The sequence below is a fragment of the Ramlibacter sp. bp-362 genome (assembly GCF_054956735.1).
On sequence record NZ_JBUDXE010000007.1, the window covers coordinates 140,970 to 158,242 of the forward strand.

Genomic DNA, 17,273 nt, shown 5'->3' on the forward strand with positions numbered 1-17,273 from the left:
AGAAGATCAGGAACACCGCCTCACCACGGGCCGTACTTCCATGCCAGCACGAGCGCGGCGATCACCATCCCAACCTTCACCGCGATGTTCTCCAGCGTGCGCAGCGTGTGGACGAAGGCTCGCAGCAGCCAGTGGTCCTGAGGGGAGAACAGGGTCAGGCTGTCCTGCTTCTCAGGCAATGTGATGTTGACGAACGGGATCTTGCGCGGCTCGGTCATCTGCGGCACCTCGGCTTCCGTGAGCGATATTGTGTAGCCGGAGAAATGCGTGCTGACCTGAAATCGCTGTAGGTCAAGAGACGACTTCAATGTCAGCCGACAATCGCTGTTCACCCTCTCCTCGCGGACGGAACGTCCGTGCAACCAATAGCTTAGGGTGTCAGGCGGCGCCTTACGCCCTGTAATGGTCCGGGTCATAGTGGGTCTCGTACACCACCTGGAAATGACGACCCGAAGGGGGTCGCCACGTCGAACAGTCGCAGTCATCAGGTCCTATCCAGCACGAGATCGAGCAACTAGGAGTTCGAGGTACGCATCCGCAATGAGTCCCGAACAGCAATTCCCCCTCTTTCATGTTCGCTCCTTCCGCAGATGGTCTCCTGAGAACCTCAAATCCTAGGTTGCAGTGAACGTCAGGGTCAAAGCTCTATGTGAGGGTCACAGCACCTCGCATTCCGAATCTTGCATGTGCCAGGCGCGGTCCGAGGCCCTCAGGGGCGACCAAGTTTCTTAGGCTCCAGCTCTGGATCGGAAATCCCGGTCGGAGGGCCACGTGGAGTCTCACGTCAGCCCGATTGGGGCTCTGGGGACACCGCGAAAAAAAGCGCCGCAATGCGGCGCTTCGCTCGGTCCCCGCCTGCGCGGGGATGACGCGGATCAGTGGTTCGCGACGGCGGCCGTCATCGTGCCCTTGTCCGCCATGCGGCCCTTCAGCTGCTTCAGCTGCGCGTCGAGTTCCGCCGCTTCGCGCGCGCCCAGCCGCGCATTGGCGATGTGGCGGCGCGTTTCGACCGGCAGCTTCGCCGTGTTCTTGCCGTTCCACATCGCGCGGCCCTTGCTGGACAGGTTGTAGTAGATCGACACGCCTTCGCGCAGCTTGATCGCGCGCTGTTCCGGCGTCAGCTTGAGGTCGGCGATGCGGCGGGCGCTCCACTTGGCGGCGTCCTTCAGGTGCAGGGCGGCCGCGTGCACGGCTTCCACCGGGTCGCTCGGGTCGGTCAGGCCGACGGCCTTGGCCGTGGCCGGCTCGAACTGCGCGATGCCCAGGTTGGGCGTGCCGTCCTTGCTCGAACCCATGCGCGGGATCCAGGAGGTTTCCGCGTTGATGATGCCGTAGACGTCGCGGTAGCTCAGCCCCACTTCGGCGAGGCCGGCGCGCTGCGCGGCGGACTTGGCGAGCAGCAGGCGCGACTGCGGATCGGGCGTCTTCAGGATGTTGCCCGCGTAGCGCACGGGCAGCCAGCGCATCTTGCTGCGCAGCTGGTCGTAGTAGTTGCCCACGTTGAAGTTGAACGGAGACACGGCGGCGGCGGCGGGCGCGGGCGCCAGCGCGATCTGCGGCGCCTTGGCGGGCGCGGGCTCGGTCACCTTGCCGACCTGCTCGCGCTGGGCCAGCGTGTCGGACACCGGCGCCGGCACGAAGCTCATCGAGCTGGTCAGGCCCACGGCGACCAGGCCGGCCAGCATCACCGCGTTGTGGATGGAAGTGAGCTGCGTGGCAACGCGTTCTTTCATTCCTGGTGTCCCCTGCGTGGAAATTGCGAACAAGACTTACAGACGGCCACCTGTCGGAAAAAGTTCGGCGGCCGACGGCGTCTTCTCCTACAGGCGGGACATGCGTGAAAAACTCATGCGCTTCGGCTCGCGGCCGCACGCCAGGCGTGAAGATTCACGCCGTGTATAAGGCGCGCATGGCTGCCTCATCCGGGAAGCGTCGCGGGGGTTCGCGGGCCCAGCACTACCACGTGTACGTCGTGGAGCTCGACGACCGCGTCTGGAACAACGCGAAGTTCCGCCGCTGCAACCCGGACTACCGGCTCGGCATGCCCTTCGTGTACGTCGGCATGACGGGGCTGGACCCCGACCTGCGCTTCGACCGGCACAAGGCCGGCATCCAGGCCAACGCCTTCGTGCAGGACTACGGGCTGCGCCTGCGGCCCGACCTGTACGCAATCTACAACCCGATGCCTTATCGCGCGGCCTGCGAGATGGAGGTGGAGCTGGGCATCGCGCTGCGCGAGAAGGGCTACGGAGTCTGGCAGGCGAACCCCAGCAACCCCTACAGGCTCGAACTGTTGCGCCAGGCCGCCCGGGCGATCGCGTCCAGCGCACCGTCCACCACCGGATGCGCAGAGACGAGGCGCAGCGTGCCCTGCGCGATCATGCTGTTCAGCTTGCGGCGCGTCATCGAGCGCGTCGCGCCGGCCGCGTGCGTGAACATGAACAGCAGGCCGTGCGGGCTGGCCCAGGTGAGCTGCCAGCGCTCCCAGCCGTCGCCGTACAGGTCCACGTAGGCGCCCACGCCGAGCTCCTGCGGCGGCAGCGTGTCCGGCTCGGCCAGGCCGCCGCCCAGCGGGATCGCGGAGTCCGGCACGAAGCCCGACTCGTGCATCTCGATGGGCGCCAGCCAGGTGTCCACCGTGCCGGGCGCCGGCTCGGGCTCGTGCGCGCGGACGGCGCTGCCGGTGGCGGTGGACAGCGCCAGGTCGCGCAGCACCGACAGCAGGTTCTGCCAGCGGTCGGTATCGGCCGGCAGGTGGTCGATGCTGGCCAGGCCTTCGTCGATGCGCGCCACCAGCGTGCGGTGCTGGCCCGCGACGCGCGTGGCCAGCGCCGGCTGCACGCTCCACAGCACGGCCTGCACCACCCAGCCGCAGCCGCCCGGGTCCTCGTCGCCCGTCGTGTCGGCCAGGCGCGCCTGCGCCATCACCTGCGTCCAGGGCCCGGTGAGGAAGGCCAGCGCTTCCGGCGGCGCCTTCGCCGCGTCGGGCCGCTCCAGGATCTGCTGCGCGATCCGCCCGGCCAGCAGGTTGCGCTGCTCGGCGCGCATCAGCGCGCGCACGGCGCGCTCGCGGTTGCGCTTGCCGCGCGGCTGCGCCTCGGTCCAGGCCTCCTGCAGCGCCGACAGCGCGATCTCGAAGGTCTCGGCGCCGCTCGCGCGCGTGTCCAGCAGCGCCTCGGTGGCCTGCTGCAGGCCCTCCATGAAGGTGGCGAAGCCGGGTTCGTCCGGCGAGCTCCAGGCCAGGCTGCGCTGCGTGACCTGCTCCAGCAGGCGCCGCGCCGGATGCTCGCGGTCGCTGAAGAAGCGCGGGTCCACCAGCGCCAGGCGCAGCAGCGGCGGCTCGAGGTCGCGCACGATGTCGCGCACCGACGGCAGCAGCCGCGGGTCCTCGGCGAGGTTCTCGATCATCAGGTGCACGACTTCCAGCGCCAGCGCCTGGGCCGGCCGCCGCGCCTCCTGGCGCAGCGCCTCGCGGAAGGCGCGCAGGCTGCCATGGCCGCTGTCCGGCATGGCGGCCTGGCGCTGGCGCAGCTGCAGCAGCAGCTGGTCGACCTTGCGCATGTCCTGCACCATCTCCAGCGCCGCGGGGACCGTGTGCGAGAAGTCGCTGTCGGAGAAGACGCCCACGGCCTCGTCGCCCGGCTCCGGCGGGATGCTCCCCGCGGGCTCGCCCGCCAGCAGCTTGCGCAGCTCGCGGATGGTCAGCTGCGTGGCGCGATCGCGTTCCTCCTGAGGCAGGCCCGCCGTCTCGACGGGCGCGCCCTGCTGCGGACGCAGCCGCCGTGCCATGGCCGCATAGGCCTGCGCCAGTTCGGGCGCCATCAAGGGCGGCAGGTGGCGCAGCCAGCGCCGGCGCACGCCGGGCGAGACCGGGCTCTGGCGCGCGAGGCGGTAGACGCCGCGCACGTAGACCTCGGGGCGCAAGGGATGGCGGTGCGTGGCGCCCTCGGGCGTCAGCTGCGCGGCGGCCAGCGTGGCCTCCAGGGCGGCGAGCTGCGGTCGCACGGCGGCCTCCAGCGCGCGGGCGCCCTGCACGAGGTCGGCGTTCTCCTGCAGCTGCTCGTCGCCCAGCAGGGGCAGCGATTCGAAGCTGAGGGTGGAGGCGCGGTCGCCGGCGATGGCCTGCGCGAATTCGGCGAGCAGCGCCTGCGGGAAGGCGTCGACCAGCGCCTGCTGCTGCTCGCGCAGCACGTCCACGGCCTCCAGCAGGAGGTTGCGGTCCACCACGTCGGCGATGCGCGCGGCGGCTTCCGGCAGTTCGGCGAGCGCGCGGGCGAGCGTCGCCCGCATCAGGTCGCCGCCGGCGACGGCGGCGTCCTTGATGCAGGCGCGATACAGCGACTGGTACTGCGGTTGCTGTGTGCCGCTCATTGCGGCAGGGCCCTCCGGAAAGCCTGGATCCCCGCCTGCGCGGGGATGACCTTGCTGTCGCAAGGTCACTTCAGCGCTTTATAGCGCACCCGGTGCGGTCTTGCACCCTCCTCGCCGAGGCGCTTGCGCTTGTCCGCTTCGTATTCCTGGTAGTTGCCGTCGAAGAACACCCACTGGCTGTCGCCCTCGGCGGCCAGGATGTGGGTGGCGATGCGGTCCAGGAACCAGCGGTCGTGGCTGATCACCATCACGCTGCCGGCGAATTCCAGCAGGGCGTCCTCCAGCGCGCGCAGCGTTTCCACGTCCAGGTCGTTGGACGGCTCGTCCAGCAGCAGCACGTTGCCGCCCTGCAGCAGGGTCTTGGCCAGGTGCAGGCGCCCGCGCTCGCCGCCGGACAGCGTGCCGACCTTCTTCTGCTGGTCGCCGCCGTTGAAGTTGAAGCGGCCGCAGTAGGCGCGGCTGGGCATCTGGAACTTGCCGACGTTGATGATGTCGAGGCCGCCGGAAATGTCTTCCCAGACGGTCTTCTCGTTGGCCAGCTCGTCGCGGTGCTGGTCGACGAAGGCCATCTGCACGGTCTTGCCGATCTTCACCTCGCCCGCGTCCGGCTTCTCCTTGCCGGCGATCATCTTGAACAGGGTCGACTTGCCGGCGCCGTTCGGGCCGATGATGCCCACGATGGCGCCCGCGGGCACCTTGAAGCTCAGGTTGTCGATCAGCAGGCGGTCGCCGAAGGACTTGCTGACGTTCTGGAACTCGATCACCTCGTGGCCCAGGCGCTCGGCCACCGGGATGAAGATCTCGTTGGTCTCGTTGCGGCGCTGGTATTCGTAGTCGGACAGTTCCTCGAAGCGGGCCAGGCGGGCCTTGCTCTTGGCCTGGCGGCCCTTCGGGTTCTGGCGCGCCCACTCCAGTTCCTTCTTCATGGCCTTGGTGCGCGCGTCCTCGGTGCGCTGCTCCTGCTTCAGGCGCGCTTCCTTCTGCTCCAGCCAGGTGGAGTAGTTGCCCTTGTAGGGGATGCCGCGGCCGCGGTCCAGCTCCAGGATCCACTCGGCGGCGTTGTCCAGGAAGTAGCGGTCGTGGGTGATGCCCACCACCGTGCCCGGGAAGCGGGCGAGGAACTGCTCCAGCCACTCCACCGACTCGGCGTCCAGGTGGTTGGTGGGTTCGTCCAGCAGCAGCATGTCGGGCTTGGACAGCAGCAGGCGGCAAAGCGCCACGCGGCGCTTCTCGCCGCCCGACAGGTTCTTGATCACGGCGTCCCAGGGCGGCAGGCGCAGGGCGTCGGCGGCGATCTCCAGCTGGTGCTCGTGGTCGCTCTCGGCGCCGGCCGCGGCGATGATCGCCTCGAGCTTCTGCTGCTCCTCGGACAGCTTGTCGAAGTCGGCGTCGGGTTCGGCGTAGGCGGCGTAGACCTCCTCCAGGCGCGCCTTGGCCTCGACCACTTCGCCCATGCCGCCTTCGACGGCCTGGCGCACGGTCTCCTCGGGATCCAGTTGCGGCTCCTGGGGCAGGTAGCCGATCTTCAGGCCCGGCATCGCCATGGCCTCGCCCTCGATCTCCTTGTCGAGGCCGGCCATGATCTTCAGCAGGGTGGACTTGCCCGAGCCGTTCAGGCCGAGGACGCCGATCTTGGCGCCCGGGAAGAAGCTGAGGGAGATGTCTTTCAGGATCTGCCGCTTCGGCGGCACGATCTTGCCGACGCGGTTCATGGTGTAAACGTACTGGGCCATCCCCCGATTATCCCGGATGGCGAAATCTCCGGGATTCGGAGGGACTCGAGGGGGTGACTCGGCGAGAGGAAGAACGCAGAGGACGCAGAGACTACGCAGAGAACGCAGAGAAAACCTTCAGGTATTCCTTTGCGTCCTCTGCGTGACCTCTGCGTCCTCTGCGTTCTTTTTCTGGCCGAGGAACTACGGGTTCCCGAGGCTGTTCTTCAGCGCCGCCTGCGCGACCTGGTCGAGGGCCTCGTCGACGACGGGGCGGTCGGCGATGACGCGCAGGTGGTCGGAGCTGCGGAGCTTGTCGAGCGTGCGGCGCGACATGGAGTGGGCCGCGCCGCCCACCGAGGTGAACATGAACAGCGTCGCGTGCGGGCTGCACCAGGTCAGTTGCGCGCGCACCCATTCGTCGTGCACCAGGAGCTCCACCCAGGTGCCCACGCGCAGGTCCTCCACGCGCACGGGCGCCGGCGCGGGCGCGGCTTCCTCGCCGGCTTCGCCGCCGCCGGCCGCTTGCTCCAGCGCCTGCGCCTCCTGCTGCGCCGCCTCCGGCGAGGCCACGTGCTCCGTGTCCAGCTCCAGCCCGGGGAAGTCCACGTAGCCGGACTCCTGCACCTCCACGCCGTCGAGCCACATCTCCACGGCGCTGTCCGTGAACTGCGATTCCTCTTCCCAGGCGGCGTCGGCGGCCTTCTGCACGGCGATGTCGCGGCCTTCCTGCACGGCGGCCTTGTGCAGCGTGATCAGGTGGTCGAAGAAGCGTTGCGTCAGCTCCGGCGGATAGCCGATGCGCTGCAGGCCCTCGCGCATGCGCTGCAGCAGCCCGGGGATCATCTGCACCAGGCGGCGCGCGCGCCCGCGCTGGGCGGAGGTCTTCTGCACGCTCCACACGAGGTCGTCGACCAGCGCGCGGTAGCCGTGCGGATCGGACGAGCCGTCCTCGCAACTGAGCTGCGCGTCGGCCACCACCTGGGCCCAAGCGTTGCGCAGGAAGTCGCGCACGAAGTCGGCGACGTCCAGCCCCTGCAGCATGTCGCTGAATTCCGAGGCCAGCTTCTGCGCGAGCAGGTTGCGCTGCTCCGCGTGCAGCAGCGCCTTCGCGGCTTCCTCGCGCTTCTGCTTGCTGCCCTGGTCCTGGTCCTTCCACTGGTCCTGCAGGTGGTCCAGCAGTTCGCCGAAGGTGTCGGCGTCCACCACCTTGCTCTCCAGCCACTTGCTGGCGGACTCCACCGTGGCCAGGAAGCGCGGCCAGCCCGGGTCGCTCTCGGAGGCGAAGGCCAGGCTGCGCTGCGTGATGCGATCGAGCACCTGGCGCGCCGGGTGCGTGCGGTCGCTGAAGAAGCGGGAGTCCTCCTTGGCCAGGCGGTGCACCGCCGGCTGCATGGACTTCAGCTGGCGCTTGAGCGCGGGCAGCAGGCGGCGGTCTTCCGCCAGGTGTTCGAACACCATCTGCACCACTTCCTCGCCCAGCTGCTGGCCGATGCGGGCCGGCACCGTCGCGGGCGCGCCGACTTCCGCCAGCATGTCCACGGGCTGCGCCGGGGCCGCCGTCACCTTGGGCCGCTGCTCCAGCCGCTTGACCAGTTCCTCGGCCTTCTTCAGCTCCTGCAGCATGGCCATCGAGGCGGGCACCGTGTGCAGGAATTCGGCCTTGCGCGGCTGGTCGAAGTCGCCGGTGAGCAGCTTGCGCAGGCGGTCCAGCGTCAGCAGCGTCTTCGCCGCCGCGTCGGTGACCGGCTTGCCGGCGGCGCCGGTGCGGCGGTCGATGCGGCCGCCCAAGGGCACGGCCGGCTCGATGCCGGTGGAGCGCAGCCAGTCGGTCAGTTCCTTGTAGAGCCGGCGCAGGTTCACGCCCAGCACGCCGGCCGCGGGGGTGATCAGCGCCTCGCGCACCTGCGCCTGCGGCACGTGCTCCTGCAGCGCGAACTGCAGCGCCCGCACGAACACGTCGGGCCGGATCGGGTTGAGGCCTGGCTGGATGGTGCGCCAGCCCAGCATGGTGCTGACCAGCGCGTCCAGCGCCGGCAGCGTGTCGTCGACGGCCAGCGCCACCTCCTGCTGGGCGCGGGCGATCTCGATGCTCTGGTCCAGCTCCTCGTCGGCGAAGAGTTGCAGGTCCTCGAAGCGCAGCACTTCGGCCTGGGTCTGGTCCTTGCCGCCGCCTTCGTAGACGAGCCGCGTCAGTTCGGCGACGAAGGTCTGCTTCACGCCGGCGGCTTCGGCCAGCAGCGAGGCGATCGCGGCCTGCACTTCCGGTTGCTGGAAGGCGGGCACCTGGCGCGGGCCGGAGGCGGCCATGCCGGCTTCCAGGCCCAGCAGCACGTCGGACATCAACGGCTCCGCCTGCTTCAGCATCGCGGCGAGGCAATCGCTCAGCGACGGTTGCAGCTGGGTGGGGTCGTCCGCCACACCGAGGCGGAGCTTCATCGTCTTGGCCATGCGTACTACCTGGGTTCGGGCCATTATGGGACGGCCCGGCCGTGTGCCACTTTTTGGCAGGACGGGTGACACTTTGCGCAGGACAGGCGGCGTTCCGGCGCAACGCGGGCGGTCGGCAGCCCGGCAGGCAGGCCGTGCCGATCCGTGCGACAATGGCCATTCTCGCAGCCGCCAGTTTGCCTGCGAGCTCAGCGAATCCGCTGGGGACGAAGCAGGCCCCGCGCCTGCCGGCTCCCGCTCCTGAACCTCATCTGCCCCTGACTGGATCCGGCCCGCGTGGCCCGGAACGGCCGATGCCCCAGCGCCCGGCAAGGCGCTTCCAAAGCCAATGACTTTTGACGAACTGAATCTCGCCCCGGCCATCCTGAAGGCCGTCCGTGAGCAAGGCTACGAGACCCCCACCCCCATCCAGGCCCAGGCCATCCCGGCCGTCCTCGCAGGCCACGACCTCCTCGCCGGCGCCCAGACCGGCACCGGCAAGACGGCCGCGTTCACGCTGCCGATGCTCCACAAGCTGACCAAGGGCCAGGTCAAGACCAACAAGTTCGGCAAGGACGGCATCGCCGCCCTCGTGCTGACGCCCACGCGTGAACTCGCCGCCCAGGTGGAAGAGTCCATCCGCACCTACGGCAAGTACCTGCCGCTCACCTCCACCGTCATCTTCGGCGGCGTGGGCATGAACCCGCAGATCGACCGCATCCGCGCCGGCGTGGACATCCTCGTCGCGACGCCCGGCCGCCTGCTGGACCTGCAGCAGCAGGGCCACCTGGACCTGTCCACGGTGGAGATCCTGGTGCTGGACGAAGCCGACCGCATGCTGGACATGGGCTTCCTGCCCGACGTGAAGAAGGTGCTGGCGCTGGTGCCGAAGGACAAGCAGAGCCTGCTGTTCTCGGCCACGTTCAGCGACGAGATCCGCGAGCTGGCGCACACGCTGCTGAAGGATCCGCAGAGCATCCAGGTCACGCCGCGCAACACGACGGTCCAGCGGATCACGCAGGTGATCCATCCCGCCGGCCGCGGCAGGAAGAAGGAACTGCTGGCGCACGTGATCCAGGAACACGACTGGTCGCAGGTGCTGGTGTTCACCCGCACCAAGTTCGGCGCCAACAGCGTGGCCGACTACCTCAAGAAGCATGGCATCGAGGCGATGGCCCTGCACGGCAATAAGAGCCAGACGGCGCGCACGCAGGCGCTGGCCGGCTTCAAGAGCGGCGAGATCCGCGCCCTGGTGGCGACCGACATCGCCGCCCGCGGCATCGACATCGACGACCTGCCGCACGTGGTGAACTACGAGATCCCCAACGTGCCGGAAGACTACGTCCACCGCATCGGCCGCACCGGCCGCGCCGGCAAGGAAGGCCAGGCCGTGTCGCTGGTCTGCCTGGACGAGGAAGGCTTCATGCAGGAGATCGAACGCTTCACCAAGCAGCAGATCCCCGTGCAGGTGGTCGAGGGCTTCGGCCCCGAGCCGGGCGAGCAGGCCGAGCCGATCGCCATGGGCCGCCAGGTGCTGTGGGGCGGCAAGGGCCGCCCGCCCTCGCGCGAGGTGATGAACGCGGCGGCCAAGGCGGCGCGCAGCGAGATGATGCAGCGCATCCGCGAGAACAAGGAGAAGTCGGGCCAGCCTTCCGGCCGCGGCCGCAACAACGGCAACGGCAACGGCCAGCGCGGCGAGGGCCAGCAGGCCCGCAACGGCAACGGCAACGGCGGCGGCGGCCAGCAGCTGCGCAACGGCGGCAACGGCCAAGGCCCGCGCAACGGCAACGGCCGGCCGCAGCACAACGGCCAGCGCCCGCCCCAGCAGCAGGCGCGCGAGCCGCGGGTGGAGCGCGACGACGAGTTCGACGAGCGCATGCCGCGCAATGTCGACCCGCTGCGCACCAACCTGCCGGGGCGCCGCGACATGACGGGCGTCAAGCGCGTCTCCGCCAACGGCCAGCCCGACCCGACGCGCACCAGCATCGACAGCATGGGCGCCACCGGGCGACGCCACGGCAACGGCGGCGGCAACCGCGGCCGCGGCAACTCCGCGCGCAACTACGGCCGCTGAACATGGACCGGCCCGGCGCCGCGGCCCACCGCACCGCCCTCGTGGCGGGAGCGACGGGGCTCGTGGGCGGGGCCATCCTGCAAGGGCTGCTCGCCGATGACGGCGTGGCGGCGGTGCACGCCCTCGTGCGCCGGCCCCTCGCCTTGCAGCACCCCAGGCTGACGGCGCACGTCGTGGACTACGCGGCGCTGCCCACGTTACCTCCTGTCGATGAAGCCTACCTGGCTCTCGGGACCACCATCAAGGTGGCCGGGAGCCAGCCTGCTTTCCGGGCGGTCGATTTCGACGCCAACCTCTCCGTGGCGAAGGCGGTCCGCGCTGGCGGCACGCAACGCGTGGGGCTGGTCAGCGCCATGGGCGCCGACGCGCATTCCTCGATCTTCTACAGCCGGGTGAAGGGCGAGCTCGAGGACGCGCTCGCGACGCTCGGCTTCGCCACCCTCGTGATCGCGCGCCCGTCGATGCTGGCCGGCGACCGCGCCGCGCTCGGGCAACCGGTGCGCGGCGGCGAGCAACTGGCGCTGAAGGCGAGCCGCTGGTTGCGGCCGCTGATCCCGGCGAACTACCGCTCGATCGCGGCGCAGGACGTGGCGGCGGCGCTGCTGCGGGAAGTGCCGCAGGCGAACCCCAGCTCTCCCACCCCGCCTCAATTGAACCGGCTCGACGCCGTCGCCGGCTGCTCCACTTCGCTGCGCAGGTTGCGCAGGGCCCAGTCGGCGACCGGCGCCACCAGGTTCCAGTAGATGCGCCTCAGGCGCGAATGGCTCTTCCGGAAAGCGCGCGAGCGCAGGAACTGCGCCGGATCGTCGAACACGCCCAGTTCCCGCACCACCATCAGGTCGCACTCGGTCGGCACGCCGCCCAGGAAGGCGTCCTCCACGCCGTTCCAGACCATGTGGCCGTGCACGTGGATGCCGTAGCCCCACTCCCAGCCGCGGTCGCGCAGGCGCTGGCGCGCCGCGGCCATGCAGGCGGGGTCGAAGATGTAGGTGTCGGTGCGCACCCAGCGCTCCTGGAGCCAGACCTCCAGGATCGGCCGGCCGGCGTGCGCCACGCCGGGCGCGATGCCGCGCAGGATCTCGCCGGCCAGCGACACGTAGCGGATGCGCGCCGGCACGTCCGCGATGCGCAGCATGGCCACCAGCAGGGTGGCCTTGTCCGGCGCGTCGCCACGGCCGGCGTCGTAGACCTCGCGCGCCGTGGAAAGGCGCAACTTGCAGCGGCGCGCCAGCGGCAGGCGCTTGACGTAGTTGTAGACCGCCAGCACGCGTTCCCGCTCGTTCTTGCAAAGCTGCACGAGCGCGCGGACCCGCAACCGGAGCTTCGGGTCTTCCAGGTCCATCAGGGGGGTCGCCCGCAGCCACTGCCGCGGGTCATCGGCCCCCGAGGACGGGGCGCCGGGCGGTGCCTCGTTCAATGCTGTTCCCAACTTCGTTGTGCCGGGCCTTCGAGGGCCCGTTGTGTCAAAGTGTAGCCGGGCCTTGCGCAGCGCCGCTAGGAGAGTCGCCTAAGCGTTGCGCGGGAGACGCACCCGCCCCCGGGGGCGGCCTCAGGCGGCTGGCAGGGGCCGCGCCGGCAGGTCCAGGCGCGGCAGGCGGCGCCGGCTCGCGAGCACCGCATCGATGTCGTCGCGGGCGCTGTCGATCAGCACCAGCACGGCGCGTTCCGCCTTGGCCGGCTGGCGGGCGATCACCGCGTCGAGCACGGCGCGGTGCATGGGCAGCGACAGGCGCGGCCCGTCCTTGCGGCTGGTGGAGATCTCGAAGCTGGTGCGCAGCAGGGCGCCGATGGCCTTGCTCATCTGGATCATCATGCGGTTGCCGCAGGCGCGCAGCAGCCCCTGGTGGAAGCGCAGGTCGTAAGTGACGTAGTCGCCGCCCTCCTCCACCGCGCGGCGCATGCCCTGGTAGGCGGCCTCGATCTCGGCGATGTCCTGCGCCGTCGCGTGTTCGGCCGCCATGCGCACGGCCGCCGGCTCCACCACCCGGCGCAGTTCCTGCAGTTCGCGCAGGAACTCGCGCGTCAGGCCGGCGCGGCCCTGCCAGTTCACGACGTCGGGATCGAACCAGTTCCAGTGCTCGGAGGACAGCACGCGCGTGCCGACCTTGGGCCCGGTGCTGACCAGGCCCTTGGCCACCAGCGACTTCACGGCCTCGCGGATCACGGTGCGGCTGACGCCCAGCTCCTCGCCCAGCAGCGGCTCGGGCGGCAGCGTCGCGCCGGCCGGGTAGCGCCCGCCGACGATCGCCTGGCCCAGGTGGTCCAGGGTGTTGCCGTGGACGTTCTTGATCGCCATGGACGGGCCCAATCGTATGACGATATGACTATACCGCCCTCAGGTCTTACCCGGAAAAGCCCGCGCCGGGGGTGCATTGCTGATGACGCGCAAAAAGCTTCGTGCTACAAGGTGCGTCGCCTTTCACACCACACTTTTCGAGGGACGATGGCCACAGTCGAAATCAGGGGAGTGGAGAAGTACTTCGGTGCCGCGCACATCATCCGCGGCGTCGACATCGCGATCGAGGACGGGCAGTTCGCGGTGCTGGTGGGCCCCTCGGGCTGCGGCAAGTCGACGCTGCTGCGCATGATCGCGGGCCTGGAGGAGATCAGCAAGGGCGAGATCGCGATCGGCGGCCGCGTGGTGAACGCGCTCACGCCGAAGGAGCGCGACATCGCGATGGTGTTCCAGAACTACGCGCTGTACCCGCACATGACCGTGCGCGACAACATGGCGTTCAGCCTCAAGCTGGCGAAGGAGTCCCGCGCCGTCTCGGACGAGCGCGTGCGCAAGGCCGCGGACATCCTGGGCCTGGGCGACCTGCTCGATCGCTATCCGCGCCAGCTCTCCGGCGGCCAGCGCCAGCGCGTCGCGATGGGGCGCTGCATCGTGCGCGACCCGCAGGTCTTCCTGTTCGACGAGCCGCTGTCCAACCTCGACGCCAAGCTGCGCGTGCAGATGCGCACCGAGATCAAGGAACTGCACCAGCGCCTGAAGACCACCTCCGTCTACGTCACGCACGACCAGATCGAGGCCATGACCATGGCCGACAAGATCGTCGTCATGCGCGACGGCCGCGTCGAGCAGACCGGCTCGCCGCTGGAGCTGTACGACCAGCCGGCCAACCAGTTCGTCGCCGGCTTCATCGGCTCGCCGGCCATGAACTTCCTGCCCGGCGTGCTGCGCCGCGCGAACGGCAGCGCGCACGTGGACTTCGGGGCCGGGCTCACGCTGCCGGCCCCGCCGAATGCCACGAACGCGCGGGACGGCCAACCCGTGATCTACGGCACGCGCCCCGAGCACATGGAGCTCGCGAGCGGCGACGAGGGCGTGGCCACCGAGGTCGTCGTGGTGGAACCCACCGGCGCCGACACGCAGGTCTTCACCAAGATCGCCGGCGTCGAGGTCACCAGCGTGTTCCGCGACCGCCATGCCTTCCGCCCCGGCGAGGTCATCCGCCTGCGCCCCGACCCGGCGCGCGCCCACCTGTTCGACGCCGCCAGCGGCGAGCGCCTGGCCCACTGAGGACACGCACCCCTTCCCTTCCGCGCTTCCGTTCCCTTCAACCACCAGGAGACCTTCATGACGAACCGTCGCAAGTTTCTGCAGGCTTCGGCCGGGGCCGCAGCCGTGTCGCTGCCGCTGATGTGGCCGTCGGGCGCATTCGCGCAGCAGTGGAACAACCAGCCGGAGAAGGGCGCGAAGCTGCGCGTGCTGCGCTGGAAGCGCTTCGTGCAGGGTGACGAGGACGCCTACATGGCGAACGTCAAGAAGTTCAGCGACAAGTACGGCATCCCCGTGCGCGTGGACAACGAGAGCTGGGAGGACGTCCGGCCGAAGGCCGCCGTGGCGGCCAACACCGGCGGTGGCCCCGACATCATCCTGTCCACCAACGACGACGCCAACCTGTACCCGGACAAGCTGGTCGACGTGACCGACCTGGCCAACTACCTGGGCAAGAAGTACGGCGGCTGGTACCCGGCCTGCGAGGCCTACCTGCGCCCGGACGGCCGCCACTGGATCGGCATCCCGCTGGGCGGCACCGGCTCGATGATGGTGTACCGCGGCAGCATGGTGAAGGCCGCCGGCTTCGACGCCTTCCCCAAGGACACCGACGGCTTCCTGAAGATGTTCCAGGCGCTCAAGGCCAAGGGCACGCCCGGCGGCATGGCGCTCGGCCACGCCACCGGCGACAGCGGCTGGACGCAGTGGCTGCTGTGGGCCTTCGGCGGCGCGCTCGTCGACAAGAACAACAAGGTGATCATCGACAGCCCCGAGACGCTCAAGGCGCTGGAATACGGCAAGGAGCTGTACGCCAACTTCATCCCCGGCACGCTGTCGTGGCTGGACCCGAACAACAACAAGGCCTTCCTGGACGGCCAGGTCTCGGTGACCAACAACGGCATCTCGATCTACTACGCCGCCAAGAACTCCAGCGACCCGAAGCTGAAGGAGATGGCGAACGACATCCAGCACGCCACCTTCCCGATCGGGCCGGTGGGCGTGCCGACCGAGTACCACCTGTTCTTCAACCAGATGATCTTCAAGCACTCGAAGTACCCGAAAGCCGCCAAGGAATTCGTGCGCTTCATGATGGAGGAAGACCAGTACGGCCCGTGGATGCAGGCCGCCGGCGGCTACATCTCGCAGCCGCTGCGCGCCTACGAGAAGAACCCGGTGTGGACGGCCGACCCGAAGAACACGCCCTACCGCGACTCGGTGAAGAACATGCGGCCGGCGGGCTACGCGGGCAAGCTGGGCTACGCCTCGGCCGGCGCGCTGGCGGACTTCATCGTGCAGGACATGGTGGCCCAGGCCGCCAGCGGCGCGAAGACGCCCAAGGAAGCCGCCCAGCTCGCGCAACAGCGCGCCGAGCGCTACTACAAGGTCTGACCTCCACCGCCGCCGATGTTCCGATCCTTCCAGAACAGCCGCAACCTGCTCGGGCTGGCCTTCATGCTGCCCGCGGCAGCGTTGCTGCTGCTGTTCCTCACCTATCCGCTCGGCCTCGGCGTCTGGCTGGGATTCACGGACACCAAGATCGGGCGCGGCGGCGAGTGGATCGGGCTCGGCAACTACAGCTTCCTGTGGGGGGACAGCGTCACCCGGCTCGCGCTGTTCAACACCCTCTTCTACACCGCGGTCGCCAGCGTCGTGAAGTTCGCGCTGGGGCTGTGGCTGGCCATCCTGCTGAACGAGCGGATCCCGTTCAAGACCTTCTTCCGCACGGTGATCCTGCTGCCCTACATCGTGCCGACGGCGCTGTCGGCCATCGCCTTCTGGTGGATCTACGACTCGCAGTTCTCCATCGTGAGCTGGGTGCTCATGAAGATGGGCTGGATCGACCACTACATCGACTTCCTGGGCGACCCGTGGAACGCGCGGCTGTCGACCATTGCCGCCAACATCTGGCGCGGCGTGCCCTTCGTCGCGATCACGCTGCTGGCCGGCCTGCAGACGATCTCGCCCTCGCTCTACGAAGCGGGCGCCATCGACGGCGCGAGCGGCTGGCAGCGCTTCCGCTACATCACGCTGCCGCTGCTGACGCCCATCATCGCGGTGGTGATGACGTTCTCGGTGCTCTTCACGTTCACCGACTTCCAGCTGATCTACGTGCTGACGCGCGGCGGGCCGCTGAACGCGACGCACCTGATGGCGACGCTGTCGTTCCAGCGCGCGATCCCCGGCGGGGCGCTGGGCGAGGGAGCGGCCATCGCGATCGCGATGATCCCCTTCCTGCTCGCCTCCATCCTCTTCAGCTATTTCGGGCTGCAGCGCAGGGCCTGGCAGCAGGGCGGCAAGGACGCATGAAGAAGACCGACGACAACGATTCCGCGGGCATGCACTACCTGAGCTCGCTGCCGCGGCGGGTGGTCACGCTGTACGTGCCGCTCGCCGTGTTCGTGTTCGTGCTGCTGTTCCCGTTCTACTGGATGGCGATCACGGCGGTGAAGCCCGACAACGAGCTGCTGTCGCGCGAGGGCAATCCCTTCTGGGTGGTGGGGCCGACGCTCGCGCACTTCGAGAAGCTGCTGTTCCACACGTCCTACCCGGCCTGGCTGTGGAACACGATGTTCATCTCGGTGGTCTCCACCTTCGTGTCGCTCCTGTGCTCGGTGCTCGCCGCCTACGCGATCGAGCGGCTGCGCTTCCGCGGCTCGCGCCACGTGGGGCTGTCGATCTTCCTGGCCTACCTGGTGCCGCCGTCCATCCTGTTCATCCCGCTGGCGGCGATCGTCTTCAAGCTGGGCCTGTTCGACACGCGCTGGGCGCTGATCCTCACCTACCCGACCTTCCTGATCCCCTTCGCGACCTGGCTGCTCATGGGCTACTTCCGCTCCATCCCCTACGAGCTGGAGGAGTGCGCGCTGATCGACGGGGCCAACCGCATGGAGATCCTGGTGAAGATCATCCTGCCGCTGTCGGTGCCGGGCCTGATCTCCGCGGGCATCTTCGCCTTCACGCTGTCGTGGAACGAGTTCATCTACGCGCTCACCTTCGTGTCCTCGTCGGAGATCAAGACCGTGCCGGTCGGCGTCGTCACCGAGCTGGTCGAAGGCGATGTCTATCATTGGGGCTCGCTCATGGCGGGCGCGCTGCTCGGCTCCCTGCCGGTGGCGGTGATCTATTCGTTCTTCGTCGAGTATTACGTGTCGGGACTGACCGGCGCGGTCAAGGAATAGGGTTC

The 17,273-nt window shown here is 69.0% G+C and carries 13 protein-coding genes and 1 pseudogene; 7 read left to right on the plus strand and 7 right to left on the minus strand.

Annotation, left to right across the window (positions count from 1 at the left end; translation table 11 throughout):
• Positions 1-20 precede the first annotated feature (20 nt).
• Together ACY0MJ_RS11820 and ACY0MJ_RS11825 are read right to left on the minus strand one after the other, a co-directional pair.
• Positions 21-227: a hypothetical protein gene (locus ACY0MJ_RS11820; protein ID WP_462638660.1), complete on the minus strand. Its 207-nt coding sequence runs from the start codon at positions 225-227 to the stop codon at positions 21-23.
• Between the two features lie 648 nt (positions 228-875).
• Positions 876-1,733 (minus strand): transglycosylase SLT domain-containing protein, encoded by an 858-nt coding sequence (locus ACY0MJ_RS11825; RefSeq protein WP_462638661.1) that lies wholly within the window; start codon positions 1,731-1,733, stop codon positions 876-878.
• Positions 1,734-1,909: 176 nt separating this feature from the next.
• On the opposite strand from ACY0MJ_RS11825, the pseudogene ACY0MJ_RS11830 reads away from it, so the two are divergent.
• Positions 1,910-2,263, plus strand: a pseudogene (locus ACY0MJ_RS11830) (hypothetical protein); the annotation flags it as partial.
• A 14-nt stretch (positions 2,264-2,277) separates the two neighbouring features.
• Here the strand turns inward: ACY0MJ_RS11830 and ACY0MJ_RS11835 are convergent.
• The 3 genes from ACY0MJ_RS11835 to ACY0MJ_RS11845 form a co-directional block, all read right to left on the minus strand.
• Entirely contained in the window at positions 2,278-4,371 is a 2,094-nt protein-coding gene (locus ACY0MJ_RS11835) for a DUF1631 family protein (RefSeq protein WP_462638662.1), read from the minus strand.
• A gap of 65 nt (positions 4,372-4,436) precedes the next feature.
• Positions 4,437-6,104 (minus strand): energy-dependent translational throttle protein EttA, encoded by a 1,668-nt coding sequence (ettA, locus tag ACY0MJ_RS11840; RefSeq protein ID WP_462638663.1) that lies wholly within the window; start codon positions 6,102-6,104, stop codon positions 4,437-4,439.
• Between the two features lie 183 nt (positions 6,105-6,287).
• Complete coding sequence (locus tag ACY0MJ_RS11845; RefSeq protein ID WP_462638664.1) at positions 6,288-8,534, minus strand: DUF1631 family protein; 2,247 nt, start codon at positions 8,532-8,534, stop codon at positions 6,288-6,290.
• 328 nt (positions 8,535-8,862) lie between these two features.
• Between ACY0MJ_RS11845 and ACY0MJ_RS11850 the strand changes: the two genes are divergently transcribed.
• Together ACY0MJ_RS11850 and ACY0MJ_RS11855 are read left to right on the plus strand one after the other, a co-directional pair.
• Positions 8,863-10,587, plus strand: a complete 1,725-nt coding sequence (locus tag ACY0MJ_RS11850; protein WP_462638665.1) for a DEAD/DEAH box helicase — start codon at positions 8,863-8,865, stop codon at positions 10,585-10,587.
• Between the two features lie 2 nt (positions 10,588-10,589).
• The gene (locus ACY0MJ_RS11855) at positions 10,590-11,330 is read left to right on the plus strand and encodes a Rossmann-fold NAD(P)-binding domain-containing protein (protein ID WP_462638666.1); all 741 of its coding nucleotides are present in this window, start codon (positions 10,590-10,592) and stop codon (positions 11,328-11,330) included.
• Here the strand turns inward: ACY0MJ_RS11855 and ACY0MJ_RS11860 are convergent.
• Both ACY0MJ_RS11860 and ACY0MJ_RS11865 read right to left on the minus strand, forming a co-directional pair.
• The gene (locus ACY0MJ_RS11860) at positions 11,234-12,004 is read right to left on the minus strand and encodes a transglutaminase-like domain-containing protein (RefSeq protein WP_462638667.1); all 771 of its coding nucleotides are present in this window, start codon (positions 12,002-12,004) and stop codon (positions 11,234-11,236) included. The genes ACY0MJ_RS11855 and ACY0MJ_RS11860 overlap by 97 nt on opposite strands.
• A gap of 132 nt (positions 12,005-12,136) precedes the next feature.
• Positions 12,137-12,883 carry a FadR/GntR family transcriptional regulator gene (locus tag ACY0MJ_RS11865; RefSeq protein ID WP_462638668.1) on the minus strand — a complete coding sequence of 249 codons (747 nt, stop codon included), beginning with the start codon at positions 12,881-12,883 and terminating at the stop codon, positions 12,137-12,139.
• Positions 12,884-13,030: 147 nt separating this feature from the next.
• Between ACY0MJ_RS11865 and ACY0MJ_RS11870 the strand changes: the two genes are divergently transcribed.
• The 4 genes from ACY0MJ_RS11870 to ACY0MJ_RS11885 are packed head-to-tail and all read left to right on the plus strand — an operon-like array spanning position 13,031 to position 17,268.
• On the plus strand, positions 13,031-14,110 hold the full coding sequence (locus tag ACY0MJ_RS11870; RefSeq protein ID WP_462638669.1) for an ABC transporter ATP-binding protein: 1,080 nt from the start codon (positions 13,031-13,033) through the stop codon (positions 14,108-14,110).
• Positions 14,111-14,167: 57 nt separating this feature from the next.
• Positions 14,168-15,478 carry an ABC transporter substrate-binding protein gene (locus tag ACY0MJ_RS11875; protein WP_462638670.1) on the plus strand — a complete coding sequence of 437 codons (1,311 nt, stop codon included), beginning with the start codon at positions 14,168-14,170 and terminating at the stop codon, positions 15,476-15,478.
• Positions 15,479-15,493: 15 nt separating this feature from the next.
• Positions 15,494-16,396: a carbohydrate ABC transporter permease gene (locus ACY0MJ_RS11880; RefSeq protein ID WP_462638671.1), complete on the plus strand. Its 903-nt coding sequence runs from the start codon at positions 15,494-15,496 to the stop codon at positions 16,394-16,396.
• Positions 16,393-17,268 (plus strand): carbohydrate ABC transporter permease, encoded by an 876-nt coding sequence (locus tag ACY0MJ_RS11885; protein WP_462638672.1) that lies wholly within the window; start codon positions 16,393-16,395, stop codon positions 17,266-17,268. Before ACY0MJ_RS11880 ends, ACY0MJ_RS11885 begins: the two co-directional genes overlap by 4 nt.
• The last annotated feature ends 5 nt before the right edge of the window (positions 17,269-17,273 follow it).

What these genes read in the sequence shown, in the direction of transcription:
- ACY0MJ_RS11855 (WP_462638666.1), top strand. Translation starts at nt 10,590, where the DNA reads ATGGACCGGCCCGGCGCCGCGGCCCACCGCACCGCCCTCGTGGCGGGA.
- ACY0MJ_RS11845 (WP_462638664.1), bottom strand. Translation starts at nt 8,534, where the DNA reads ATGGCCAAGACGATGAAGCTCCGCCTCGGTGTGGCGGACGACCCCACC.
- ACY0MJ_RS11835 (WP_462638662.1), bottom strand. Translation starts at nt 4,371, where the DNA reads ATGAGCGGCACACAGCAACCGCAGTACCAGTCGCTGTATCGCGCCTGC.
- ACY0MJ_RS11825 (WP_462638661.1), bottom strand. Translation starts at nt 1,733, where the DNA reads ATGAAAGAACGCGTTGCCACGCAGCTCACTTCCATCCACAACGCGGTG.
- ACY0MJ_RS11885 (WP_462638672.1), top strand. Translation starts at nt 16,393, where the DNA reads ATGAAGAAGACCGACGACAACGATTCCGCGGGCATGCACTACCTGAGC.
- ettA (WP_462638663.1), bottom strand. Translation starts at nt 6,104, where the DNA reads ATGGCCCAGTACGTTTACACCATGAACCGCGTCGGCAAGATCGTGCCG.
- ACY0MJ_RS11870 (WP_462638669.1), top strand. Translation starts at nt 13,031, where the DNA reads ATGGCCACAGTCGAAATCAGGGGAGTGGAGAAGTACTTCGGTGCCGCG.
- ACY0MJ_RS11850 (WP_462638665.1), top strand. Translation starts at nt 8,863, where the DNA reads ATGACTTTTGACGAACTGAATCTCGCCCCGGCCATCCTGAAGGCCGTC.
- ACY0MJ_RS11875 (WP_462638670.1), top strand. Translation starts at nt 14,168, where the DNA reads ATGACGAACCGTCGCAAGTTTCTGCAGGCTTCGGCCGGGGCCGCAGCC.
- ACY0MJ_RS11880 (WP_462638671.1), top strand. Translation starts at nt 15,494, where the DNA reads ATGTTCCGATCCTTCCAGAACAGCCGCAACCTGCTCGGGCTGGCCTTC.
- ACY0MJ_RS11865 (WP_462638668.1), bottom strand. Translation starts at nt 12,883, where the DNA reads ATGGCGATCAAGAACGTCCACGGCAACACCCTGGACCACCTGGGCCAG.